This is a genomic window from Echinicola vietnamensis DSM 17526 (assembly GCF_000325705.1).
GTDB classification, from domain to species: Bacteria; Bacteroidota; Bacteroidia; order Cytophagales; family Cyclobacteriaceae; genus Echinicola; species Echinicola vietnamensis.
Genome location: NC_019904.1, coordinates 2,490,867 through 2,514,972 on the forward strand (window position 1 = coordinate 2,490,867; position 24,106 = coordinate 2,514,972).

Below are 24,106 nucleotides of genomic sequence, written 5' to 3' on the forward strand. Positions count from 1 at the left end.
CAAAGTTTGAAATTAGACTTTGCTTTTTTACTTTTAATGCTACTGTCAGGTGAAATATGCTTAAGAAGAGAAGGCTAATTATTGTTTTTGGGATCATTTTAATGGCGATTGTCCTGGCCATTAACTTTTTCTCTGGAAGTCCTGACGAGTCAAAAGCAGGATTAGAGCAGATTGAGACGACTACCAGAAAAGTAGCAGAGGAATTCGATGAGGATTTTATTCAGCTGTTAATGAATTACAGGCCTGAAAAGCAAATGTCCTTTTCTACGTTAAACTTTGACTCCAAGCATCCTTTTTACCTCTATACATCGGATGGTCAATTGTTATATTGGTCCAGTGTTTCAATGATTCCGGATTTTAAGGATGTTGATACCGGAGCGTCTTTTAAGCCCTATCAATTAATTGATAATTCTAAGGGAACCTATTTTTCAAGGGTACGAAGTATCAACAGGAATAACCAGCAATATTGGATGGTACAGGTGTATTCTCTGTACGATAAGGTGGAAATCGATAATGAGTATTTACATGCGGGTTACAATAATGATGTCTTCGGGAATGATCGCTTTATTTTATCGGCAGAGCCTCGTGGAGAGTATGATAAAGTAACCGGCAATAGAGGCGAATACTTCTTTTCTGTTTCCCTCAGGATGGGATACGTGCCGGTCGGACATAAATCCAGCACTGCGCTGTTGCTGTTTTTCTTTTCCCTGACGGGATTAGTTTTCATTCTGGGAGGAGATTTTGTGGTCCGCCTTTGGAGTCATGGAAGGCGAAAGCTGGCATTGCTATATACGATTTCGATTTTGGTCAGTATCAGGGCGATCATGCTCGTATTTCACTTTCCCCAAGATTATTTTGAAGTACCACTGTTTGATGCTACCTACTATGCCTCCTCCATATTGAACCCCAGTTTAGGGGATTTGTTGTTGAACGTGATTTTTTCAGCCATTGTTTTGGCCATGTTGATCAGTATGCTGGGCAGACGGGAAGTAATCGTAGCATTCGCCAAAATTAGAAAGCGCTATTACCAATGGGTGTTTTATTTGATTGCCTATCTGCTTTCGGGGTTCTTTCTTTTTCTGTTTTTCAAGTTGTTTACGAATATTTCCAATAATTCCCAATGGAACTTGAACATCTTGGACATACCTACATTCGATTATTTCAAGGCCATCAGTATCTTGATTTTGTTTGTGGGTGGCGCAGGTTACTTGATGTTTACCCTGATGTCACTAAATTTAGTGTTTTATAAGGCAAGGGCTAAGAAAGCTTATGCATTAAAGGTTCTGATGGGGCTTTCACTCCCAATTCTGTTGGTGACTGCTTGGTTTGATTTCATCTATCTTGTAGTTTATATCTCACACATCATCCTGTTGGTAGCCATCATTTCCTTTGAGCTTTATGACAATGTCTTAAAGTTACAGCTTAATACTTTCCTCACGTTTTTCTTCGGTTGCTTGGTAGGGGCGGTAGTGACTGGAGCAGCATCCTACCAGGATTATGGGAAACGGGAAATTCATGAGAAGGAACGGTTGGCCAATCAGATTTTGAGGGAAAAGGATGTCATGGCCGAGTTTCTGTTGAGTGATGTGATGCAACGGGTGAAGGAAGATTTATTCATTAAAAATCGCATGACCAACCCGTCCCTTTCCAAAGACCCAGTAGAACAAAAAATCCGTAAGATATATATCTCCAATTACTTTGATCAATATGAATTGAATATCATGATTTTTTCGCCCAGTGGAGAAGATGTTCTGGATCGAAGCAATGAGCAATCTTTGGATGATCTTAGGTATCGTTATATGAATAGTGATTACGCTACCAGTGTCAGAAATCTTTATTTTGTCAAATCGGGAGAAGGGGTAGAAGGAAATAAGTTTTATGCATTTATGCCCATGGTAAAAGATGGGGATTTCATCGGAACCATTGTCATGGAATTGGTACAGCAGCGTATAAAGTCCACCAGTGTTTTTCCTAAGCTTCTGCTCGATAAGAAATATATTGATGACATTTACGATAGCAACCTTGATTATGCCCTTTTCAGGGATAGTGTGTTACAGTATAGCATAGGGGTTTACAATTACCGAAACCCTGATGTGATAGAACTGCTAGAAAACAATAACCTTTATAAAAGTGGCATGAACCGTGATGGGTATCATCATTTTGGGGTGCGAAACGGTTCGAGTACCTTGATCGTATCCAGTCCCATTTATCCGTATAATTATATCTTGGCGGATGTTTCTTTCTTCTTTATCAGCTACATTGCATGTACACTGTTTTTTATTATTATTTACGCCCTGCTCAATGGCCTGAATAAAGTCCAGTTTAATTACGCGACGAGACTTCAGTTTCACCTTAATTTTGCGTTTTTTGTTCCTATGCTGGTGATCAGTGCCATTTCCATTGGCTTATTGAGTAAATCCTATTTGGAAGACCTGCATCGCCAATATTTTGAAAAGGCCAATATCATCCGGGACAATTTATTTCAATACCTGGAACAAGAGACCAAAGGAGTGATGGACAGGGATGAGTTTTTGGCAGAGGTCTACCGTTTGGCTAATACCACCGCGACAGACATCAATGTGTTTTCCTCGGATGGAAAGCTGATGGCCACCAGCCAACCTAATATCATCGAAAAGAAAGTGCTTACCCGCTACCTAAATCCAGAGGCCTATGCCGAAATCATAGAAGCCCAAAACAACCAGGTGATCTTGGATGAACAAGTGGGAAGCTTGAAATATAAGACCGTATACATCAGCCTTCGTGAGATGAAGCGACAGCATACCCTTGGCATCATCTCCATTCCATTTTTCGAATCAGAGGAAGAACTCAATGTACTGATTGTGGATGTGTTCAGTACCATTATCAATATATTCGTAGCCATTTTTATCGTGTTTTTGATTGTGTCCTACTTTGTTTCCAAACAGCTGACGGATCCTTTTAAATTGCTGACGCAAAAGCTAAAAGTGACTAATCTGGAGGACAATGAACCGATGTACTGGCCTACGAATGATGAAATAGGCCTATTGGTAAAAGAATATAATAATATGCTGTATAAACTTGAAGCCAGTAGGAAGACACTTTCATTGACTGAAAAAGAATCTGCTTGGCGAGAAATGGCAAAACAGGTGGCACATGAAATCAAAAATCCGCTTACACCAATGAAGCTCACCCTTCAGCACTTGCTTCGCTTGCAGGCGGAAGGGCGGATCGACGATCCCGAAAAACTTAAAAAGCCCATCCATAATATGATCAATCAGGTGGATACCCTCAGCGATATAGCCACCTCTTTTTCTACTTTTGCCAAAATGCCGCTGCCCAAGAATGAGCTGATGGACTTTGAACAAGTTGTGATAAATGCAGTGGAGCTATTCAAAAACAATGAACGGGGAAAGGTGGTTTTTTATGATCAAGTACAAGAACGGCTGCCTGTCATGGGGGACGATAAACTATTTGGCAGGGTGATTTCTAACCTGATCATTAACGGCCTCCAGTCGGTGCCGGAGGACAGGGTGCCCACGGTGACCGTTACGTTGACCACTCAAAAGGAGTGGACCCGGTTAGAGGTGAAAGACAATGGTGCCGGTATTCCCGAGGAGTTCCGCGATAAAATTTTCATTCCGAACTTTAGCACCAAAAGTGAAGGTTCTGGCCTAGGACTTGCCATTGCCAAAAGGGGAGTGGAGACGGCCGGAGGGAATATTTGGTTTGAAACGGTCGTGGGGGAAGGTACTTCTTTCTATTTGACTTTTCCATTGGTGAAGATGGCCAAGCCAGGTGCTTCATAAGGAGGAAATGGTATGAGGGGGAGTTGGAGAGCTTTTTTATCAATAGTCTGCAAGTTTCTGGTAAGCTTGACAGGATTGATGTGGAGTGTGCCTGTAATGGGCCAGCAACCGCTTTGTAAATGGTTTGAGACAGCCGCTTCCGCAGATTCCATTTATGTCAAATTAGACTCCCTGACCGCACTGGAAAATTCCATATCCATTTCTGGGAAAGAGGCCTATCAGTGGCATTATAATTCCAACTCCGGTATGCTTACCGTATACCGTGGTGAAGGGACTTTTTCAGATTCCTTACAGGTTTGTTATCGCCGTTTTCCTTATGAATTGAGCAAGACTTATGCCCATCGGACGTTGGCATCAGATTACGATTCCATGGCCTATTTTAAGAAGGTCAAAGCCGTGGAAGGAGAAGTCTATGATTTCCGGGAGGAGATATTTCCATCAGGTAAACTGAATAAGTCAGGGAGCTTGACCCGTGGGGTTTCCTTTGGGAATACTCAAAACGTTTTTGTGAATTCAGCCCTAAACCTGCAGATGGACGGTCAGCTCACGGATGATCTCTTCATCCGTGCCAGTATCACTGACCAAAATGTTCCTTTCCAACCCCAAGGCAATACCCAGCAGGTACAGGATTTTGACAATGTCTTGGTAGAACTTTACAATGATGACTTTAGCCTTAAGGCAGGTGATGTGGTGTTTAGAGAACGGAACTCCACTTTTTTGAGGTATTATAAAAACGTCCAAGGGCTCCAAATGACCACTGATTATAACATGGGGGATAAATGGAAAGCCTCTACCCAAGTGGGGGCGTCTATAGCCAAAGGGAAATTTAATTCCGTCCAGCTGGATGTGAAGGAAGGGGTGCTGGGACCATACCGGATACCGGGGCCCGATAATGAGCGGTACATTATCGTAATGGCAAATTCAGAACGGGTTTTCCTGGACGGTAAGCTTCTGAAGCGTGGCTTTAACCATGATTATATCATAGATTATAACCAAGGCCAGGTCACTTTTACGACCAATGTGCTGATTACCCAATATTCTCGTGTAAGGATCGATTATGAATATTCAGAGCGGAATTTTTCGAGGTCTATTCTGACGGCCAATCATATTCAGGAGCATGAAAAGGCAACCTTCTACGTGAATTATTACAAGGAGCAGGACAACCGAAACCGGCCTCTATTTGACGAATATACGGAAGAAGATAAACTGCTTTTGGCGGCCGTGGGCGATGATATCAATGCTGCAGCTGTACCCCGTGTAGACAGTGTGGCGTTTGATCCGCAGCGGATTTTATACCGAAAGGTAGCGCTGCCCAATCCCCAAGAAGATATCAGCCATTATTATGAATATTCTATTGATCCCTCGGCCGCGCATTTTGACGTTACCTTTACAGAGGTGGGGAATGGAAATGGGAACTACCGCAGGCAGGAACAGCTGGCCAATGGTTTCGTTTATGAGTATGTCCCTCCCGTCAATGGAGAACTGCAGGGGAATTATACCCTTTATGCCATTCTTCCGGCTCCCAATAAGAAGCAAATGATCACTGCAGGTGGGGAGGTGAAGTTGAGCCCCTACGAGAAAATTTATGGGGAAGCAGCGTTGTCTGATCAAGACGTTAACCTTTTTGCTGCCAGGGGCAATGAAGACAATAAGGGATATGGGCTCAAAGGGGGGCTGGTCTCTGAGGGAAGACCAATTGGTTGGCTAAAAGGTTATGCTTTGGAGGCGGCGACGGAGGTTGAATATAATTCGGTGAATTTTCGGTTTATTGACCGACAGCGGTACATTGAATTTGATCGTGATTGGGGACTCTCCCGTGAGGCCATGGAAGCCCCTGCCAGTGAAAAGCTGATCATGGCCAAAGCAGGAGTGCGGAAAGATGCCGCCAATGAGCTGTCATATCAGATGAATTACCGGAAGCGCGGTGACCAACTGGAGGGCACCCAGCAACGGGCCAAGTGGTATCAGCAGTTTGGAAGAAGGTGGTTTGCCCGTCAGGATCTTTTTCTCCTCCAAAGTGACATGCCTTCCATGACCTCAACATGGCTACGCTATGATGCGGAGGTCCTCTACCGGTCAAAGATTTTCGTGCCGGGATACGAATTTAAGGTGGACCGTAACCAGAATAGAGACATTGAGCAGGATTCGGTGGTCAGCAGTGCCATGAATTTCCTGTCGCATAAATTTTTCATTCGGTCCAATGACACCTTGCCATTCAGTTTTTTTGCAGATGTCAGCTGGCGGGAAGACCGCTTTCCGGTGGAGGGCAGCATGGTTCCCGACACCAAAGCCTTTACCACAAATTATGGGTTGCAGAAGCGGTTTGGAGCACATGATGTAATGGGTACCCTGACCTATCGGCGGTTATACCAGCTAAGAGGCAGTGAATCGCGGGAAAGTACGGTGATGGGCCGGCTGGATTATGTCAGTGCTTTATTGGACAATAATCTCCGGAATGAACTGAGCTATGCCATTGGCAATGGGCAAGAATTAAGGCGGGAGTTTGTCTATCTACCGGTGCCGACAGGCGAAGGAACGCACACGTGGCGGGACGATAATGAGGACGGCATACAGCAGCTGGAAGAGTTTTACTTGGCGATCAATCCAGAGGAGAAAAATTACATCAGGATGTTTACCCCGACAGACGATTACATCCAGGCGTACACCACCCTCTTCAATTATCGGTTGAATGCCCAGTTTCCCGATCAGTGGCGGAAGGAAGCGGGAATAAAAAAAATGCTGAGCAAGTTCTCCAATACGACCAGCTGGAATGTGGAAAAGAAAATCACTGCTGGAGACTTTTGGATGCGGGTAAGTCCCTTTGCCAATGCCGTAGCCCCGAAAGACTTGGTGTCTTTTAGAGAGGTATTTCGGTCCACTTTGTTTTTTAACCGGACCTCTTCCTCTTATGGAGCCGATTTAGGCATTTTCAAGAGCAGCAATAAGCAATTGCTGACAGGCGGTTTCGAGGAAAACCAACAAGAAGATTGGCGGATAAATTTTAGGATGAACATTAACCGGTTGATCAATTTTCGGCTGAAAGCCAATATGGGCCAAACCGTGGCGCTTTCAGATTATTTGGATAACCGAAATTACCATGTGGATCATTTGGCCACAGGCCCCGAGCTTACTTGGCAGCCATCCTCCATCTTTAGAACGACTTTTCATTATAAATTCACCCATAAGGAAAATGCCGATAATGATGAATTCCAGGAAATAGCCTCTCTACATGAGCTGGCCACGGAAATCCGCTATGCCAAGGCGATCAAGACCACCGTCAATGCATTGGTAAAGTACACTCAGATCGATTATAATGGACAGGTGAATTCACCAGTGGGCTATGAAATGCTAGAGGCGCTCACAGTGGGCCGCAACATTTCCTGGAGTATCAATTGGATCCAGAAAATAGGAGAAGGGCTCCAACTGAACTTGTCCTATGAAGGCAGGGATTCTGAAGGATTGGAGCGTATGGTCCATACCGGAAGGATGCAGGTTTCTGCTTTGTTTTAAATGGCCAGAAATACCAGGGGCTATTACCTGAAGTCACCTGCAGGTCATTTAAGGTTTTCTTCTAAGAATCGATATATTAGGCCCAGGTCTTGCGTTCTTTTGGGTACAGAGTGTCCGGATCCGTAGTCTTTCAGTACAAAATGTGGGATGTGTAGACTGTCCAGTTTTTGCGTTAGTACGGTGATTTGATCTGCATAGTAGGGGGCATCACTGGTGTTGTAAAAAAGGAAAACAGGAGGAGTAGCAGAAGATTTTATCAAATAGGTAGCCCCCATGGTTTCCCATTGTTCTCGGTTATCTGCCAAATTTCCCCATGCCCAAGGACAGCGGCTTTCAAGGTTCTCGTCACCATCATTTTGATGCCCGTAAATTTGGGTATAGTCAAAAACACCCGGTCCGAGTACCGCGGCCTGTACCGCATCAGAGATTTCCCGATACCACCCTGCATTTTCGAAGGCTGGAACATGACGGTCACCTATGGCCAGTGCGCCGGCAGTGGATCCGCGGGAGAATCCGTAAATGCCTATTTTTTCCGAAAGCCCTAAATCGGCCCCCTTGGCTCTTAAAGTGCGAATGGCAGCTTTCACTTTTTTGGCTGCATCGGGATTGGTTTGGTAGGATTTATAGGTGTCGTTCTTGCCTGCCAATGGTTTTCCACTGCCCCAAGGGCAATATTTGGGATGGTCTGCAATGGCCCAGGCCATACCGGCAGCAGGTGCACCTTCCAGTAGACTGTCGTCAAAACCCGCAAAGGTGTAGGGGAGAAAAGTACGCTTGTTTTGGTTGGCAGCGGTAAGCATGCCTTTTTCTTCATCGTACGTGGCGTAGCTGTTGCTGTATGAAAAGGACAGGACCACAGGGACAGGAGTTTTGGGATTGGCAGGATAAATGATGTCCATGCGTAAACTATCTCCTACCGTGTATTGGTCAGGACAATTGTAAACGGTGGGGTCGTCTTTAACGTACGGGATATTTCGTTTGATCCGATAACCGTCAAAGAGCACATAAGATTGGAGTATAGAGCAGTCTTTTAAGCTACAAAATTCCCCTGAAGCAATCGCGTCGTTGAGGGCGATGATGTCTTGATTGATGTGGGGACTGATGGCCTTGGAATGATGATTATAGTCCAATATGACCACTCGATAACCTTGATTTAGCAGCCAATCTACATCCTCTTTGGTGGTGTTGAGACCTGTTTTTTCAAAGCCTGGATTGACCAAGTAAGCGATCGTCAAGAAATGCCCCTCTTGATCTGTTAAGAGAACGGAAGGCTGTTGGATGGAATAGCGGATAGAATCCTGTATTGTTTTGCTCATCCATTTACCTGTCTGTCCCATCACGGTCGGAAATCCGTGTGACATCAACAGGCAAATGGCCATTAGGCATGCTAAAAGTAGTCTTCGCGAAGAGCTGCTGGAATTGTTCAATTGATCTTTATTTTAAGGCATAAAACCACTATAATAATGATTATCACAAATATACTCATTCGCCTTGCTCGGTCAATGCTCCTAAAGGCAAGTGTTGCAAAACGGGTAGCATTTTCCATTGTTTACTGACGTTGGCTCAGAGGATCCTTGATTATCTTTGGATTGTAGAGAAAGGAATGAGTGAGCAGTCTTCTTTCTGATAATTAAAAAAATACATAAAGATGGCTATTGATGATTAAATTTTTTAATTTTAACAAGTGCTTTTTCTCCTTGTGTGAGGAGGGGCGTTGTAAAGCAAATGATTGTATATAACCCTTTACTTTGAACATTATGAATAAAATGCTTACCCTATTGATTGCTGTCAGCATGTTGGTGAGTTGTTCAGGCAACAAGCAGCAGCAAGAAAATGAAACCCAAAAAGTGGCCCAGCAGAAAATTCCAGTCCATGCTTGGCTGGGCGGCTATAACGACAAGACTGAGGATGAAATCAGAGAGGCCTTTACCAAGTTTAAAGGACATGGAATCGATGCCTTGATGTACAATGGCGGTCATAATCCAGCGGATTACAAGAAAGTAGGAAAGATTGCGAAGGAGCTCGGACTGGGTTTTCACGCTTGGATTCCGACGATGGTTCAGCACAAGACCGATGAGCTGAAGGCGGAGTGGTATGCCGTCAACCGCAATGGTGAATCTGCCTTGGAAAAACCTGCTTATGTGCCACATTATACTTTCCTATGTCCAAGCAAGGAAGGGACATATCAGTTTCTGGAAAACATGTATACCAATGTGGCCGATGTAGAAGAAGTCGATGCCATTCACCTGGATTATATCCGTTTTCCTGATGTGATCTTGGCGAGAGGACTATGGGACAAATACGGGTTGACCATGGACAAAGAACATCCACAGTTTGATTATTGTTACTGTGACCAATGTACGGGAGATTTCAAAGAAAAGACAGGCATTGATATCAAGGCTGCAGAAGACCCCACGCAAGTGCAGGAGTGGAAGCAATTCCGGTATGACTTAATTACAAGTATCGTTAACAGGCTCTCAGAGAAGGTGCACGAACATGGCAAAAAAATTAATGCAGCGGTCTTCCCAGGTCCTTCTACTGCTATGAAACTGGTGCGACAGGAATGGAACAAGTGGGACTTGGATGCAGTGTTTCCCATGAACTATAACGATTTTTACCTGGAAGGTACCGACTGGATCGGAGAAGTGGTCCATGAAGAAGTGACGAGCGTCAATGGCGAGCGTCCGATTTTTAGCGGTTTATTTATCTGTCCCAATCCAGAGAAGAAAGCGGAAATCGAAGATCCAGAGGGCCATGGCCTATTGCCTAGCGAGCTGGGTGCCGCAATTCGCGAATCCATGGATAACGGCGCCACGGGAATTTGTCTTTTTACCCCCGGAAGAATGACGGAAGAGCATTGGGTGGAGCTTGAGAAGGCAATTTATTGATTATCAGAGTAAGATATTTAAGAGTCAAGGGCCAAGAGCAAAGAAAGTAAACTGGTCGAAGTCTCTATGGTGGTCGAAGTCTCTAGCGTAACGGTGACTTCGACCACCACCTGCCTCCAAGTCCTACCGTTGGTTATGCCGGGTTTCCGCCCCGGAATTTGGTAGCTTTGAGTCTCTGGCTCAAGTAAGTCAATGGCGGTGCGACTCCACTTCTGTGATCCCACGACAATGTCGGAAGGAGAGCGGGATGGTCAGCCAAATTGTTGTTCAAATGGGTTGGATATGCCGGGTCTCCGCCCCGGCCTTTGTTAGCTTTGAGTCTCTGACTCAAGTAAGTCAATAGCAGTGTCGGGCTCCACTTCTGTGATTTTACGAGAACATCGGCCGGACAGCGGGATGGTCAGCTAAGTTGTAATTCAAAAAGGAAGTGGGTCTGCTAAAATTTTTCAAAATTCAAGCTGTCAGCGGTGACTGTGATCCAGTATTCGGGGTCTATCAGTACACCACTTGGATAGGAGATATAATAATGGTTTATGGTGTCGGTCAAATTCTCTTTGCCTACTACCCCTGCCACGAGAAATCCTTCTCCATTACTCCCCTTGAAGCTTGGTTTCCACTTGAAGCTGCCGGCAGAACCGTCTTCCGATAAGTAGAAAGTTGTCGAATCAGTCGTGGAAGCATAACTCGTGGTGATGACCCAGAGCTGTGCTTCACCAATGTCACTTTTCGAATGGAATCCTAATGTAGGCTTCCTGTCTTCAATGCTTGTATGACAAGAAAAGCAAATAATTATTAATAGAATAACGATCAGTCTCATTTTTCTAATTTATCTATCAACCTGAGTTCGATTAATAATTCCCCATAAATTGTCCGCCAAGAAACGTTCAAGCAAGAATAACACAAAAATTAATGTTAAAATTTATTTTATAAAAAAATTCACATATATAGATAATATTTTCTATGTATTTAATTAAAAACTATAATTAGAAACATAGAAAAAGCCATGTTTTTTCGTTATATTAAAGTGTTGAAGTTCAATACATTAACTACTAAAACATGACCTTAACTGACTCCAAAATTACCGAAATTTTCTATCTTATCGATGAATTCTGCATCCAATTTGAAAAATCCACTGAAAAACATATTCTTGGAAACAGGCCCAAGAGAAGGCCCAGAATGAGCCTGAGCGAAGTCATTACCATTATGGTGATGTTCCATACCGGGGGATTCCGAAACATGAAACACTTTTATCTCTATTTTATCAAAGTCCATAAAAAACACCTTTTCCCCCAGACCGTTTCCTACAACAGGTTTGTTGAACTGATGCAATCCGCCACCCTTCCGATGACTATATTCCTGAAAACCTGTTGTTTAGGAGAGGGGACAGGTATTGCGTTTATCGACTCAACTCCGATCAGGGTATGCAAAAACAAAAGGATAAAAAGGAACAAGGTTTTCAAAGATATTGCCCAGGTGGGCAAATCCACCATGGGATATTTCTTCGGCTTCAAGCTCCACCTGGTCATCAATGACAAAGGGGAGCTGTTAAACTTTGTGGTCACCCAGGCCAATGTTGATGACAGGGAGCCGCTTAGGAACAAAAGTTTCGTAAATAACCTAAAGGGGAAATTATATGCGGACAAAGGCTATGTTTCAAAGGATTTGACCGAATTGTTGTTTTCAGACGGGCTTCACCTAATTGCCAATATTAGGAATAATATGAAGAATGTCCTTATGGAAATGAAGGACAAAATCATGCTCAGAAAACGATCTGTTATTGAAACGGTAAATGATGAATTGAAAAACATGTGTCAGATCGAACATTCCAGGCACCGCTCTTTTGGAAATTTCATCACCAACATGATTTCAGGACTCATTGCCTACTCATTTTTCCCTAAAAAGCCCGCAATCAAATACCAAACAGTCCAAACTAACCAAATAGCCCTGTTTTAAAATCGAACTCAGGTTATCAATAAAATATATCAAATTTTCGCCTCTTACTGCATCTATGCCAGCTACGGACATGGCTGCTTTTTTTGCTTTATCGGAGGCGTTTTTAATATAGGTTTTGTACTCTTTATCCATTTTTCCTGATTTTTTTAGCGTGGAAGTGTACAGCGTATATCCCCTATATGAATCTGGATAAAGACGGATGATGAGGTCGAAGATGGCTAATGCTTCTTGGTTTTTAGAAGCATTTTTTAATTGGATCCCAATATTGATCAGCTTGTTCTCATAGATGTCATCATCAGCACCTTTGCCTTTCTCAGACTGAGCTCGGGTGAGTACGATGGCCTCCTCGGTGGAGTTGGTTTTGGCATAGTATGCACTGATGGATTTTAGGTTCATGAGCCGTTCTTTTTCCTGCTGCTGGGCGAGTGTTTCCACGCCATAATGCAGTCGTTCCGCGTCCGACACTTTTGCGGTGTCGATGATATAGCGTTTGAATTTTCCAGTGCCGGCATCTTGGATAAACTGGGTGCCATAGACTTGCGGTTTGCCCTTTCGCATCAGGTCACGGTCCACAGCAGCTGCAAACCTCCGTTTGTTCAGTGTGGAGTCCATCAAAATGGCTTTTCCAAAGCATTTGACCGCTAAGTTGGAGGTGATGGAGTCCTCTCCATGTTGAAAAATGATGCCGGCATTGAAGTGATCTTGGGCGGTTTTGACTTGTCCTTGGTCTAGGAGGGTGCGCACCCGTTCCATGCGGATGCTGTCTTGCTTGTTCAGTTCATTCCAGTCGATGTTTGGAGAAAATCGTGCCTGCTGATCATCGTTCGCCATTTTTTGGAGTTCAGCATTGTCTTGGGCTAGCCCGGTACCGGTCACCATTACGGCGGCCAAAACCAAGTGAATAAGGTAGTTCATAAAATAAAGTTTTTGATAGTTTAAAAAGCATAGGCATCATGAAGTTAGCCTTTTTTCATGGGTAAATGAAAAGTGAGGTGTTTTTTTTGGCTATATGGAACCCTGGGGGCTCATTCTCCGCACTTGGTAGCGCTACGTCTCTGACGCAAATAAGTTAATAGCAGAATCAGATTCCACTTCTGTAGTCCTACGATAAAGTCGGCCAAACAACCGTACTTCAAAACAACCAAAAAAGTTGTTTTTATAGTTTACAACCTATTTGGTTGTTTAGTGTAGGAAATGATTGGTGTGATCACCTTGGGACAATTTCTAATTCACGCTGAGGTTAATAGCGTTTCCCCTAAAAAATGATAACTTTGTGGATGAGAAATTAGTTGTTGTACTAATTAATTAACACGGAGTAATTGCTTGTTAATTAGCCCTGTAAGCCGCCAAGGTGCGGTGGTGGGGATATGACAATTCATGGATGGAGAACCTAAAACTACCCATATGCCAAAAAGTATATTAGTGACAGGAGGAACGAAAGGAATCGGCAAGGCCATCGTCCGGCGTTTTGCATCAGAAGGTTTTGCGGTGTTTACCTGTGCAAGGAGCCAGGCTGACCTTGAGCAATTGAAACAGGAGATGACACAGGATTTCCCTATGGTGTCATTCGGCTACAAAGTGGCGGATTTGTCCCTGAAGGAGGAAGTCAAGGCATTGGCCGAAGCGGTGAAAGAGGAGTTTGTCCCTGATGTCTTGGTCAATAATACCGGGGTGTTTTTGCCAGGAGCCATCCATGATGAGCCAGAGGGGAACTTTGAGCAGATGATGCAGACCAATCTTTACAGTGCCTATTACCTGGTACGGGAGTTTGTGCAGGAGATGATCGCCCGCAAGTCGGGACACATCTTTTCGATGGGATCCATCGCCGGTTTGACGGCTTATGCGAATGGCGGCAGTTATGCCATTTCCAAGTGGGCCATGCGGGGAATGACCCAATGCCTGCGCCAAGAGCTTTTGCCCCATCAGATCAAGGTGACCTCTGTGATGCCAGGAGCCACCTTCACGGCCAGTTGGGAAGGAGTGGACATTCCAGAGGAGCGCTTTATGAAGGCCGTGGATGTAGCAGAGTCGGTGTGGTCTGCATATAACCTTTCACCCCAATCCGTAGTTGAAGAGATAGTCATCAGGCCCCAGCTGGGAGACTTGTAAAAAATAAGTAAAAATGGATATCAAGGAAACCATTGCCAAGACCAAATATTGCGATAGCTTGACCCGCTATTCCCGACGGAAGACCATCCCCGTACAGATCGGTGATGTGGTCATCGGCGGGGACAATCCCATCGTCGTGCAGTCCATGACCACCAAGGATACCATGGACACGGAAGGTTCCATCGAAGAATGCATCCGGATGATCAAGAGTGGCTGTGAGCTTATCCGCATCACCGCGCCAAGCATCAAGGAGGCCGAAAACCTCCGCCATATCAAAGCGGGACTGGCCGAGAGAGGATATCATGTGCCGTTGGTGGCAGACATCCACTTCACACCAAATGCAGCAGAGATCGCGGCGAGGATCGTGGAGAAAGTCCGGATCAACCCGGGAAATTATGCGGACAAAAAGAAATTTGAGGAAATCGAATATACCGATGAGAGCTATCAGGCAGAATTGGAGCGGATTCGTGAGCGGTTTTTGCCACTGGTGAAAATCTGTAAAGAACATGGCACAGCCATGCGGATCGGTACCAACCACGGTTCGCTGTCCGACCGGATCATGAGCCGCTACGGGGATACCCCCTTGGGCATGGTTGAATCTGCCTTGGAGTTTTTGAGGATTTGTGAGGAAGAGCATTACCATGATATTGTCATATCCATGAAATCCTCCAATACGCAGGTAATGGTGCAAGCTTACCGTTTGCTGGTGCAGAAACTGGATGAAGGTGGTTTTCAGCCATACCCGCTGCACCTTGGCGTGACCGAGGCCGGTGATGGTGAAGATGGCCGGGTGAAATCTGCGGTAGGTATCGGGACCTTGCTGGAAGATGGCTTGGGAGATACCGTGAGGGTGTCTTTGACGGAAGATCCGGAGTTTGAAGCACCGGTTGCCAAAGCGTTGATCGATCGGTATGCATTGCGTCCGGGTCATGAGGCCATTTCTCCGATTTCCGATTATCCGCTAAATCCCTACGAATACGAAAAACGGGAGAGCATGGAGGTGTATAACGTCGGTGGGACCAATGTTCCGCGGGTGATTACCGATATCTCACGTGTGGAAAATATTACCGAAAAAGAACTGAAAAATGTTGGCCATTTCTATTTGCCCGAACTGGACAAGTGGAAAATGAATGATGTGGGTTGTGATTTTGTGTATTCGGGGAAACATCCCATTTCCTTTATGTTGCCGAACGGCCTGAAAGAAATCATTGATGTCGCCCAATGGACTGCCCTGGAAGACCATCATCATAAATTCCCCGCCTTTACGTTGGCCGAATTGGAAGCGGCCGAGGATCTGCACCAAGCCTTGAATTTCCTGAAATTGAAGGATACGGAGGTAGAAAAGGCCATTCCGGTATTAAAAGGGCGTAATGATGTGGTCATCATCCTGCATAGTGACAATAAGCACAATATGCCGGCCTTGAGGAGGGCTTATATCGCCCTGATCAATGCGGAAATTCGGCTTCCCGTCGTGACTGAGGCAGGCTATAAGGAGCAAGATGCGGACCAGACCATGCTATATGCGGCCACTGATCTAGGAGGTTTGTTAATTGATGGCCTTGGTGATGGGGTGATGCTTGGCCTGGAAGAAAAAGCAGCCCCTGACCGTGATGCCCTTATGGAAACCATTAAACTGCACAATTCTGTGAGCTTTGGGGTTTTGCAAGCGGCCAGGACGCGGATGTCCAAGACGGAGTATATTTCTTGCCCTTCATGTGGACGAACCCTTTTTGATTTACAGGAAACCACAGCTATGATCCGTAAAAGAACCGATCACCTGAAAGGGGTGAAGATCGGGATCATGGGCTGCATTGTGAATGGCCCCGGTGAAATGGCGGATGCCGATTATGGTTATGTGGGCTCAGGAAAGGGAAAAATCACCCTGTACAAAGGGAAAGAAGTGGTTAAAAGGGCCGTTCCATCAGAACAGGCCGTCGATGAGCTGATCAATATTATCCGTGAGGATGGCCAGTGGATTGAACCGGAAGCGGTGGAGTAGTTGTTGGTAGCAAGAAGCAAGTATGTAGTATCAAGTAGCAGGGATCAAGCACTTGGATATGGGAGCGGAAACGCCAAGATTCCTTGCCCATAACTCAGTACTCACGACTCATTACGATAAACAAAAAAACATGGCGGATAATAAATTCAAAGAGTTCTTTCAGTTGGGTGAAGTAGGCAACTATTTCATTAGGGTTTTCAAAAAACCTGATCCAAACCAAAAGTCCAATTTCAACCTTCGCATGATGCACGGGATCAACAAGATATCGATCCTGGTGTTTCTGGCTGCCCTGATCATCTGGATCGTGCGCAGGTTGATGTAGGATGTGTGTTTCCGATTCCTCATCCCGAAGCCTGCGACTCTAGCGGATATGATCCATTAGCCTGATTCCAAGGAAGCTGACTCAATACTCACTACACAAGACTAATATCTCAATACTCATATCTCAAAACGTCAACCATGGATATCGTATTTTTCCGAGATTATTGCCTCCAAAAGCCCGGAGTGGCTGAGGATACGCCCTTTGGTCCGGACACCCTTGTTTTTAAGGTGGGCGGAAAATTGTTTGCCTTGATCGATATTGAGAAATTTGAAAGTGTCAATTTAAAGTGTGATCCAGAGCGAGCGGTGGAGCTGCGGGAACAGTATGAAGGCATTGTCCCCGGTTATCATATGAACAAGAAGCACTGGAATACCGTTTCCTTTGGCGGAGCTGTCCAGGATCCATTGATCTTGGAGCTGGTAGACCATTCCTATGAACTGGTGTTCAACAGTTTGCCCAAGAAGCAGCAAAACGACATAATAGGATGAGTTATCTAAAAGTGAGTGAGGTAAGCAAGCGCTACGATGCTGGTAGCTTGGCATTGGAGGACTTTAGCCTTCAGGTAAAGCGTGGAGGGGTGGTGTCCATGGTAGGGGAAAGTGGTTCTGGAAAAAGCTCGCTGTTACGCATCATTGCGGGCTTGGAAGTGCAGAGTGCAGGGGTAGTTCACTTGGGAGACCAAAAGATCCTCAATCCCGCCCAAAAGCTGGTGCCAGGGTATGATGAAATCCAACTCATCCATCAGGAATACAAGTTATACCCCAATTCTACCGTGGAGGAAAACATTGCCCGGCCGTTACTGCTGTATGATAAGGCCTATCAAAAGGAGCGCACAGCTGAAATTTTGGAGTTGCTTTCACTGCGAGCCTTTAAGGATAAAAAGCCGCGACAACTTTCCGGTGGGCAGCAGCAGAAGGTGGCTATAGGAAGGGCGTTGAGTATCGAGCCCGAGGTGCTGTTATTGGATGAGCCATTCAGTAGCCTTGATGCCATCCAAAAGCGGGACCTGATCGAGGAGTTAAAGGAAATTTTTGATGCGTTGGAAGTGACTGTGATTTTTGTGACCCATGATGTCGACGATGCATTGTTGATGAGCGAGGAGCTCTTGATCATCCAAAAAGGGAAATTGCTGCAGCAGGGAAATGTGCGGGAAGTGTTTAGAAAGCCGGCGAGTGCGTATGTGGCACGGTTGTTTGGCTATTTGAACTTGATCCCGGGAGCAGAAGAGGCTTATGTGCGTCCATCAGAGGTGAAAATAACCTCCAAAACCAGCATTAAAGCGGAGGTGGTCAAACAGCAATTTCTGATTCATTATAATCTCCTTACCGTTAAGTTGGAGGACTCTGAACTTTTCTGGAAGGTCGACGATCCCAGTAGATCCGTAAACGTTGGAGACGAAGTTTTTTTGGACTATCAAAAAGAACAGCTTATCCAATTTTAAGGATGTATTGGCTCAGATGGGGAATGAGAACTAGGTTTTAAAAAGGCCCCAAATAGGTGTACAGGTATTTGGGAGAGGATTGTTCCTACAGGGCAAATATTCTTGGGGCAAGCCATCTTTCTGTGGACGCTAAAATCCTCTCAGCACATGTCATAGCATGCTATAGAGGTCCATTCAGCAAGCCCTCGTTTGCAACAAGTGGCTTACCGAGCAAAGCAATTTTAAATGCATCCCCCTTTTTCCATAATGGAATCTCTAACGTCATTGCGAGGAGGAACGGCGAAGCAATCTCATTTTTACTACATAAGATTGCCTGCTTGCTGTAGACAGGCTCATTCCCGCCGACCATCACAATGGCGGTAAACATTTCTTACACCTTTGTTCTATCGTGCCTCATCCCTTAACGGGCAATGTTTTCTCAATGCTGGTGGCCGTTTAGGCCATGTACATGACCATGGCTAAGCTCTTCCGCTGTGGCTTCACGAACTTCCTTTACTTCTCCATCAAAATGAAGCCTGAAGTTCACCAAGGGATGGTTGAAGTCCAAAAGTAGCTGGTCGCCAAGGTCTTTTAAGACTTTTGCTTGCATGGGGTAGCCTTCTTCGTCCACAAGAGGAAGGAAATTGCCTTCCTGGAGCATTTCAGGCCTAAATCCCCTCTCTTCGGTGAGTTGATCCTTTGGAATATCCACAATCAGTTCGTCATCTGCCTGTCCGTAAGCTTCGTCCACTTCCAGCGTGAAGTTAAAGCTGTCGCCTTGCTTTTTGTTGGCCAGGTAGGATTCGAATTTCTCGGGCAAATCACTGCCGCCAAAAATAAAATAAAAAGGATCTTCATTATCCCTTACCTCTACACTGAAAGGAGCGGATTCTTCGTCCACGCTGCTCACTTTTAATTCATAGGTAAGGCCTACTACGGTATTGTTGGATATTTCCATACGTGTGTGTTAACTTTTTTTACAAAGATAGTCGCTTAATATTGGCCTCCAAAAGGACGGAGGCATATCAACTAAAAAGGGTTGTTTTCACTTGAAAACAACCCTTTTGGTGTCATAAATTTAAACCACAATGTTGACGATCTTCCCTGGTACGACAATGATCTTTTTAGGAGTCTTGCCGTCGAGCCATTTTTGTACATTGGCATCTGCAAGGGCCGTTTTTTCAATTTCCTCTTTGCTCAGGCTGAGCGAAATCGGAAGTTTTACCCGCATCTTGCCGTTGATGGAGATGGGGTATTCATGTGCGTCCTCGGTCAGGAATTCTTCGTTGAACTGCGGGAAGCGGGCTTCCAAGACAGAGCGGTCATGGCCCAACAGCGACCACAGTTCTTCAGCGATGTGCGGCGCATATGGAGAAATGATGATGGTCAATGGCTCCAGGATGTCACGCTTATTGCACTTCAGTGCAGAAAGCTCATTCACACAGATCATAAAGCTCGAGACGGAGGTGTTGAAAGAGTAATTGTTCATGTCCTCTTCCGCCTTTTTGATGGTTTTATGGAGTGTTTTTAGCTCCTCTTTTGTGGGGTTGGCATTCGAAATGGAGAAGTTGCCATTCTTGTCATGGAATAGCCTCCAGAGCTTTTTGAGGAATTTGGAAACCCCGTCGATTCCATTGGTGTTCCAAGGTTTAAATTGCTCCAACGGTCCCAAGAACATTTCATATAGCCGAAGGGTGTCCGCTCCATAGCGTTCGATGATGTCATCGGGATTGACCACATTGTATTTGGACTTGGACATTTTTTCGACTTCGGCACCACACAGGTACTTTCCATCCTCCAGGATAAACTCCGCATCTGCTAAATCAGGCCGCCAAGCCTTGAATTTATCAAGATCAAGCTGGTCATTGTGGACAATATTTACATCCACATGCATGGCAGCTGTATCATGGTCTTTGCGAAGTCCATGGCTTACAAATGTATTGGTACCCTTGATTCTGTACACAAAATTGGATCGCCCTTGGATCATGCCTTGGTTGATCATTTTTTTGAAGGGTTCTACGATATTGATCAGCCCTTTATCGTAAAGGAACTTGGTCCAGAAACGGCTGTAGAGCAGGTGGCCAGTAGCATGTTCTGCTCCGCCAATATAGAGGTCCACGGCTTCCCAGTATTGCTGGGCATCCTTGCTGACAAGTTCCGTGTTGTTTTGCGGATCCATGTACCGTAGGAAATACCAAGATGACCCTGCCCAGCCCGGCATGGTGCTCAGCTCCAGCGGGTAATCTTTGCCGTTCACTTGATAGGTCCAGTCCGTGGCACGGCCCAATGGCGGTTCTCCATCTTCCGTAGGAAGGTATTTGTCTACCTCAGGAAGCACTATGGGAAGGTCCTTTTCATCCACCAAGTATGGAATGCCATCGTCAAAGTATACCGGAAGAGGCTCTCCCCAATACCGCTGACGGGTAAAGATGGCGTCGCGCATTCTGTATTGGATTTTTCCTTTGCCAATATTTTTCTCCTCCAAAAAGGCAATGGCCTTTTCCATGGCATCTTTCATGACCAAACCGTCAAGGAAGCCTGAGTTCATGGCAATCCCGTCCCGGCCTGGGAAAGAACCGTTTTCCATGCTGCCCTCCAGTACTTGTCGGACTTCCAGTCCAAAATGATTGGCGAAGTTATAATCCCGCTCATCATGGGCAGGGACAGCCATGACGGCACCTGTTCCATATCCTGCCAAAACGTAATCGGCTATCCATACGGGGATTTCCTCGCCATTGAAAGGATTGATGGCGTAGCTGCCGGTAAAGGCTCCTGAGATGGTTTTGACATCGCTCATACGGTCGCGCTCTGAGCGGTTTTTAGCTACTTGGATATAGGCTTCCGCTTCTTCACGCTGGTCATCGGTGATCAACTCAGCAGCCAAATCGCTTTCGGGAGCTAGCGCTAAATAGGTGACCCCGTAAATGGTGTCGATTCGGGTGGTGAATACCTTAATTTGCTGAGGCCGATCTTTGACTTGGAAGATCATTTCGGCACCGACGGACCTTCCGATCCAGTTACGTTGCATTTCCTTAATGGGCTCCGGCCAATCGACTTTTTCCAGGTCGTTCAGGAGCCTTTCAGCATAGGCGGTGATGCGCATGCTCCATTGCATCATTTTTTTCCGCTCTACGGGATGGCCGCCTCTTTCGGAGAAGCCGTCCTTCACTTCGTCATTGGAAAGAACCGTGCCCAGCGCAGCACACCAGTTGACGGTGGTTTCGGCCAAGTAGGTCAGGCGATATTGTAACAGGGTCTGCTGCTGCTCCTTTTCGGAAAAGGCTTTCCATTCGTTGGCGGTAAAGGTTTTGGTGTCCTCATCGCAAACGGCATTCACATTGGCATTGCCCTCTTGTTCGAAGATGCGGATCAGGTCTTTGATGTCCTTGGCCTTGTCTTCGTTCTTATCATAATAGCTGTCAAACAGCTGCATAAATATCCACTGGGTCCATTTGTAGTAAGAAGGGTCAGAAGTCCTGACCTCCTTGTCCCAGTCAAACGCAAAGCCGATATTTTTCAACTGTTCGGTATAGCGCGCGATGTTTTGTTCGGTAGTGATGGCTGGGTGCTGACCAGTCTGGATGGCATATTGCTCCGCTGGCAACCCAAAGGAATCGTAGCCCATGGGGTGTAGGACATTGTAGCCCTGCAGTCGCTTGAAGCGCGTGACAATGTCCGAAGCAATGTACCCCAGTGGGTGTCCCACGTGCAGTCCCGCGCCAGAAGGGTAGGGGAACATGTCCAAACTGTAAAACTTAGGTCGTTGTGGGTCTATTTTGGCGTTAAAGACTTGGGAGGTTTCCCATCTTTCCTGCCATTTCTTTTCGATCTCTTGAAAATTGTAATCAGCCATTTTTTAACAAAATTGTTGCTTGGTATAGGATTGGTTGCAAAAATAAAAAAATAAATGGGATATGCCGATCGATTGGCGAAGTATCAGTGGAAGCGCCAAAACAAAACAGGTAGCAAGATTAGCGTAAAGCGCCCAGCGGAAAGAACAAAGAATTAAAGAAATTGTGCAGAGGCAAAGTCCACGCACAACCTTATACTCCAAAATACCCTGCCTAACCTTCCCTAAAAGGGGAGAAACGGCCCGTTCCAAGTCTCAATACTCAATACTCATGACTCAACCCCCACTAATTAACCCTTACCAGAATCGCCAGCCACGCTGCTTGGTGCGGCCTCGTCTAAGCCAGTTTTCCCAAATATCTTGGGAGAAGTATATCTCCACTCCAATATTGAGGGTAAAATAACCATCGTAACGGTGCTCTAGGCCACTTCCACGGCGAATTTTATGTTGGAATTCACCGTTTTTGTCAATGTAGACTGCTTCACGGATTTTTTTTACATCTGGCATGCCATTATCATCCAGGTAGCGTGGGTTCTTTACCGCAAGCCTAAGCCGCTCAGGCATGGGGCCTTCTCCGTATTCGCCATAACTGGCCAAGAGGCTTAAATAGGAATCCCGGATATTGTATGCACTGATGTCGTCCAGGTAATCGGTGAGGGTGAAACGGTAATTTCCTTCAATAAAGAGGTCGGTATAGACATTGAGTTTGTATTTCATGCCTAGTCCCATGGGGAAGACCATGGCCACAGCGGAATATTCATTGTTTTCCAGTGCCAGTGGTCGTAGGTTATGCCATTCTTCTCCATCCAATTGGGCCTTTGGGGTGTTGGTGGTAGCACCCACCCCGGCAAAGACATACCAATTTAGGAAGTGGCGGGTGATGTTATTTAACTTAACAGGTTTCCAGTGGTACTCAGCAAGCAGTGCCATTTCGACATTTCTGGCTCTAAAGTGAAGTTCCCGAGGATAACGGTAAGCCCTTGGGTCGGAAGGATGGTCTTGTCCTGACATCTGTATGTAGGAGGCATCCAGACGAAGGCGTATGTTGGTCCCAATGGTCCTGCGGGCATTGATCGAGATATTGTAGTCAGGCTGCACCCCTTCATAGTATTTCCAGAGCGAATATAGCTCTCCGAAATACTGGGTAACCCCTCCACTAACCCCAAAGGACCATGGCTCTTCAAATTTGAAGCGGTTAAAGCTTTGGGCCTTCGCTTCAAACACAGTGATTACCAATAATACTATACAGAGTATGTATTTCATGTAATGATTGCGTGAAATCCACCTGTTGGTGAGACAGATTTGAATAACTTGATGTTGGTTTTAAACGTGTATTTGCTGTAAATAAACGATTATTTTCCAATCTTTTCAAATCCTGATTTCAAATGCAAATCTCTTTGTGGGAATGGGATTTCAATGCCTTCTTCATTGAATCTTCTAAAGATTTCGTAGTAAAGTTGGCTCTTGAGCACCTTAGGTTTGTTGATGTATTGGGAGGTCCATACGCGAAGGATAAAATTAATGCTGTTATCGCCGTATTCCACAAAAAGAACATCAGGCGGAGGGGTTTTGAGTACCCCATCGTTATTGGTGGCCACTTCCATGAGTACCGATTTGATCTTTTGGGGATCTTCTTTGTAAGAGACCCCTACAGGAAAATTAAACCTTATATTGCGGTCGTTGTGCGACCAGTTGATGACCGGGCTATCGATAAATTGGCTGTTCGGGACAATGATGGAGATATTGTCATTGGTGACAATCATGGTGGACCGCGAGGATATTTTGATCACGTCGCCGTTTACATCACCTACTTCGATACGGTCTCCTACTTTGATGGGACGCTCAAAAAGGATGATCAGGCCACTGATAAAGTTATTGGTGATGTTTTGGAGGCCAAAACCGATGCCGACGCCCAAGGCCCCGGCAAGAATGCCCAATGCACTGAGGTCAATCCCGGAATTTTGGATGATAATCACGAATCCACCGATTAGTAGCACATAGCGGATGATGGTCCCCACGGATTGGCGAGTGCCGATGTCCATTTGGTACCGCGTCAGGACTTTGTGAACAATTATCTTTTTGATCCATTCGGTGACGATCACCAGGATAAAAACCGAAAAAACCAAGGCAATCAAAAGCCCTACGGTCAGCTTTGAGCTTCCTAGGGTGACCAGCGTATATTCCAAGAAGTTATTCAGCCGCTCTAAAAAAGCGCCAATCCCGTCTTCTTTAACGTCCTGTAGAAGATCTTCCATATCGTTGTCATAAAG

General features: G+C 45.5%; 17 protein-coding genes. 9 read left to right on the forward strand and 8 right to left on the reverse strand.

The window, feature by feature from the left end; translation table 11 throughout:
• Nucleotides 1-56 precede the first annotated feature (56 nt).
• Together ECHVI_RS10330 and ECHVI_RS10335 are read left to right on the forward strand one after the other, a co-directional pair.
• Nucleotides 57-3,785, forward strand: coding sequence for a sensor histidine kinase (locus ECHVI_RS10330; protein ID WP_015265923.1), 3,729 nt, complete (start codon nucleotides 57-59; stop codon nucleotides 3,783-3,785).
• 12 nt (nucleotides 3,786-3,797) lie between these two features.
• Nucleotides 3,798-7,295: a hypothetical protein gene (locus tag ECHVI_RS10335; RefSeq protein WP_015265924.1), complete on the forward strand. Its 3,498-nt coding sequence runs from the start codon at nucleotides 3,798-3,800 to the stop codon at nucleotides 7,293-7,295.
• 44 nt (nucleotides 7,296-7,339) lie between these two features.
• Here the strand turns inward: ECHVI_RS10335 and ECHVI_RS10340 are convergent, their stop codons facing one another.
• A complete protein-coding gene (locus tag ECHVI_RS10340; protein WP_157501330.1) occupies nucleotides 7,340-8,611 on the reverse strand; it encodes an alpha/beta hydrolase in 1,272 nt (423 codons plus the stop codon).
• Between the two features lie 441 nt (nucleotides 8,612-9,052).
• On the opposite strand from ECHVI_RS10340, the gene ECHVI_RS10345 reads away from it, so the two are divergent.
• Nucleotides 9,053-10,183 (forward strand): glycoside hydrolase family protein, encoded by a 1,131-nt coding sequence (locus ECHVI_RS10345; protein ID WP_015265926.1) that lies wholly within the window; start codon nucleotides 9,053-9,055, stop codon nucleotides 10,181-10,183.
• 436 nt (nucleotides 10,184-10,619) lie between these two features.
• Here ECHVI_RS10345 and ECHVI_RS10350 read toward each other — a convergent pair whose 3' ends face one another.
• Nucleotides 10,620-11,000, reverse strand: a complete 381-nt coding sequence (locus ECHVI_RS10350) for a hypothetical protein (RefSeq protein ID WP_015265927.1) — start codon at nucleotides 10,998-11,000, stop codon at nucleotides 10,620-10,622.
• Between the two features lie 239 nt (nucleotides 11,001-11,239).
• Here ECHVI_RS10350 and ECHVI_RS10355 point away from each other — a divergent pair, with 239 nt between their 5' ends.
• Nucleotides 11,240-12,136: an IS982 family transposase gene (locus ECHVI_RS10355; RefSeq protein WP_015264071.1), complete on the forward strand. Its 897-nt coding sequence runs from the start codon at nucleotides 11,240-11,242 to the stop codon at nucleotides 12,134-12,136.
• Here the strand turns inward: ECHVI_RS10355 and ECHVI_RS10360 are convergent.
• On the reverse strand, nucleotides 12,068-13,051 hold the full coding sequence (locus ECHVI_RS10360; protein ID WP_015265928.1) for a hypothetical protein: 984 nt from the start codon (nucleotides 13,049-13,051) through the stop codon (nucleotides 12,068-12,070). The two genes, ECHVI_RS10355 and ECHVI_RS10360, sit on opposite strands and share 69 nt — an antisense overlap.
• 489 nt (nucleotides 13,052-13,540) lie before the next feature.
• Here ECHVI_RS10360 and ECHVI_RS10365 point away from each other — a divergent pair, with 489 nt between their 5' ends.
• The 5 genes from ECHVI_RS10365 to ECHVI_RS10385 all read left to right on the forward strand — a co-directional run bounded on the left by ECHVI_RS10365 (nucleotide 13,541) and on the right by ECHVI_RS10385 (nucleotide 18,007).
• A complete protein-coding gene (locus ECHVI_RS10365; protein ID WP_015265929.1) occupies nucleotides 13,541-14,245 on the forward strand; it encodes an SDR family oxidoreductase in 705 nt (234 codons plus the stop codon).
• A gap of 13 nt (nucleotides 14,246-14,258) precedes the next feature.
• Entirely contained in the window at nucleotides 14,259-16,244 is a 1,986-nt protein-coding gene (gene ispG / locus ECHVI_RS10370; RefSeq protein WP_015265930.1) for a (E)-4-hydroxy-3-methylbut-2-enyl-diphosphate synthase, read from the forward strand.
• A gap of 130 nt (nucleotides 16,245-16,374) precedes the next feature.
• A complete protein-coding gene (locus ECHVI_RS10375) occupies nucleotides 16,375-16,566 on the forward strand; it encodes a DUF6728 family protein (protein ID WP_015265931.1) in 192 nt (63 codons plus the stop codon).
• A 137-nt stretch (nucleotides 16,567-16,703) separates the two neighbouring features.
• On the forward strand, nucleotides 16,704-17,054 hold the full coding sequence (locus tag ECHVI_RS10380; protein ID WP_015265932.1) for an MmcQ/YjbR family DNA-binding protein: 351 nt from the start codon (nucleotides 16,704-16,706) through the stop codon (nucleotides 17,052-17,054).
• Entirely contained in the window at nucleotides 17,051-18,007 is a 957-nt protein-coding gene (locus tag ECHVI_RS10385; RefSeq protein ID WP_015265933.1) for an ABC transporter ATP-binding protein, read from the forward strand. Before ECHVI_RS10380 ends, ECHVI_RS10385 begins: the two co-directional genes overlap by 4 nt.
• 160 nt (nucleotides 18,008-18,167) lie before the next feature.
• Here the strand turns inward: ECHVI_RS10385 and ECHVI_RS10390 are convergent, their stop codons facing one another.
• The 5 genes from ECHVI_RS10390 to ECHVI_RS10410 form a co-directional block, all read right to left on the reverse strand.
• Complete coding sequence (locus tag ECHVI_RS10390) at nucleotides 18,168-18,374, reverse strand: hypothetical protein (protein WP_015265934.1); 207 nt, start codon at nucleotides 18,372-18,374, stop codon at nucleotides 18,168-18,170.
• A gap of 51 nt (nucleotides 18,375-18,425) precedes the next feature.
• On the reverse strand, nucleotides 18,426-18,944 hold the full coding sequence (locus tag ECHVI_RS10395) for an FKBP-type peptidyl-prolyl cis-trans isomerase (protein ID WP_015265935.1): 519 nt from the start codon (nucleotides 18,942-18,944) through the stop codon (nucleotides 18,426-18,428).
• A gap of 120 nt (nucleotides 18,945-19,064) precedes the next feature.
• Entirely contained in the window at nucleotides 19,065-21,839 is a 2,775-nt protein-coding gene (gene leuS / locus ECHVI_RS10400) for a leucine--tRNA ligase (protein ID WP_015265936.1), read from the reverse strand.
• 294 nt (nucleotides 21,840-22,133) lie between these two features.
• A complete protein-coding gene (locus ECHVI_RS10405; RefSeq protein ID WP_015265937.1) occupies nucleotides 22,134-23,099 on the reverse strand; it encodes a hypothetical protein in 966 nt (321 codons plus the stop codon).
• 89 nt (nucleotides 23,100-23,188) lie between these two features.
• A complete protein-coding gene (locus ECHVI_RS10410; RefSeq protein ID WP_015265938.1) occupies nucleotides 23,189-24,091 on the reverse strand; it encodes a mechanosensitive ion channel family protein in 903 nt (300 codons plus the stop codon).
• Between the last annotated feature and the right edge of the window lie 15 nt (nucleotides 24,092-24,106).

Coding starts and splice junctions, on each gene's coding strand:
- ECHVI_RS10330 (WP_015265923.1), top strand. CDS start 57: ATGCTTAAGAAGAGAAGGCTAATTATTGTTTTTGGGATCATTTTAATG.
- ECHVI_RS10335 (WP_015265924.1), top strand. CDS start 3,798: ATGAGGGGGAGTTGGAGAGCTTTTTTATCAATAGTCTGCAAGTTTCTG.
- ECHVI_RS10340 (WP_157501330.1), bottom strand. CDS start 8,611: ATGAGCAAAACAATACAGGATTCTATCCGCTATTCCATCCAACAGCCT.
- ECHVI_RS10345 (WP_015265926.1), top strand. CDS start 9,053: ATGAATAAAATGCTTACCCTATTGATTGCTGTCAGCATGTTGGTGAGT.
- ECHVI_RS10350 (WP_015265927.1), bottom strand. CDS start 11,000: ATGAGACTGATCGTTATTCTATTAATAATTATTTGCTTTTCTTGTCAT.
- ECHVI_RS10355 (WP_015264071.1), top strand. CDS start 11,240: ATGACCTTAACTGACTCCAAAATTACCGAAATTTTCTATCTTATCGAT.
- ECHVI_RS10360 (WP_015265928.1), bottom strand. CDS start 13,051: ATGAACTACCTTATTCACTTGGTTTTGGCCGCCGTAATGGTGACCGGT.
- ECHVI_RS10365 (WP_015265929.1), top strand. CDS start 13,541: ATGCCAAAAAGTATATTAGTGACAGGAGGAACGAAAGGAATCGGCAAG.
- ispG (WP_015265930.1), top strand. CDS start 14,259: ATGGATATCAAGGAAACCATTGCCAAGACCAAATATTGCGATAGCTTG.
- ECHVI_RS10375 (WP_015265931.1), top strand. CDS start 16,375: ATGGCGGATAATAAATTCAAAGAGTTCTTTCAGTTGGGTGAAGTAGGC.
- ECHVI_RS10380 (WP_015265932.1), top strand. CDS start 16,704: ATGGATATCGTATTTTTCCGAGATTATTGCCTCCAAAAGCCCGGAGTG.
- ECHVI_RS10385 (WP_015265933.1), top strand. CDS start 17,051: ATGAGTTATCTAAAAGTGAGTGAGGTAAGCAAGCGCTACGATGCTGGT.
- ECHVI_RS10390 (WP_015265934.1), bottom strand. CDS start 18,374: ATGTTTACCGCCATTGTGATGGTCGGCGGGAATGAGCCTGTCTACAGC.
- ECHVI_RS10395 (WP_015265935.1), bottom strand. CDS start 18,944: ATGGAAATATCCAACAATACCGTAGTAGGCCTTACCTATGAATTAAAA.
- leuS (WP_015265936.1), bottom strand. CDS start 21,839: ATGGCTGATTACAATTTTCAAGAGATCGAAAAGAAATGGCAGGAAAGA.
- ECHVI_RS10405 (WP_015265937.1), bottom strand. CDS start 23,099: ATGAAATACATACTCTGTATAGTATTATTGGTAATCACTGTGTTTGAA.
- ECHVI_RS10410 (WP_015265938.1), bottom strand. CDS start 24,091: ATGGAAGATCTTCTACAGGACGTTAAAGAAGACGGGATTGGCGCTTTT.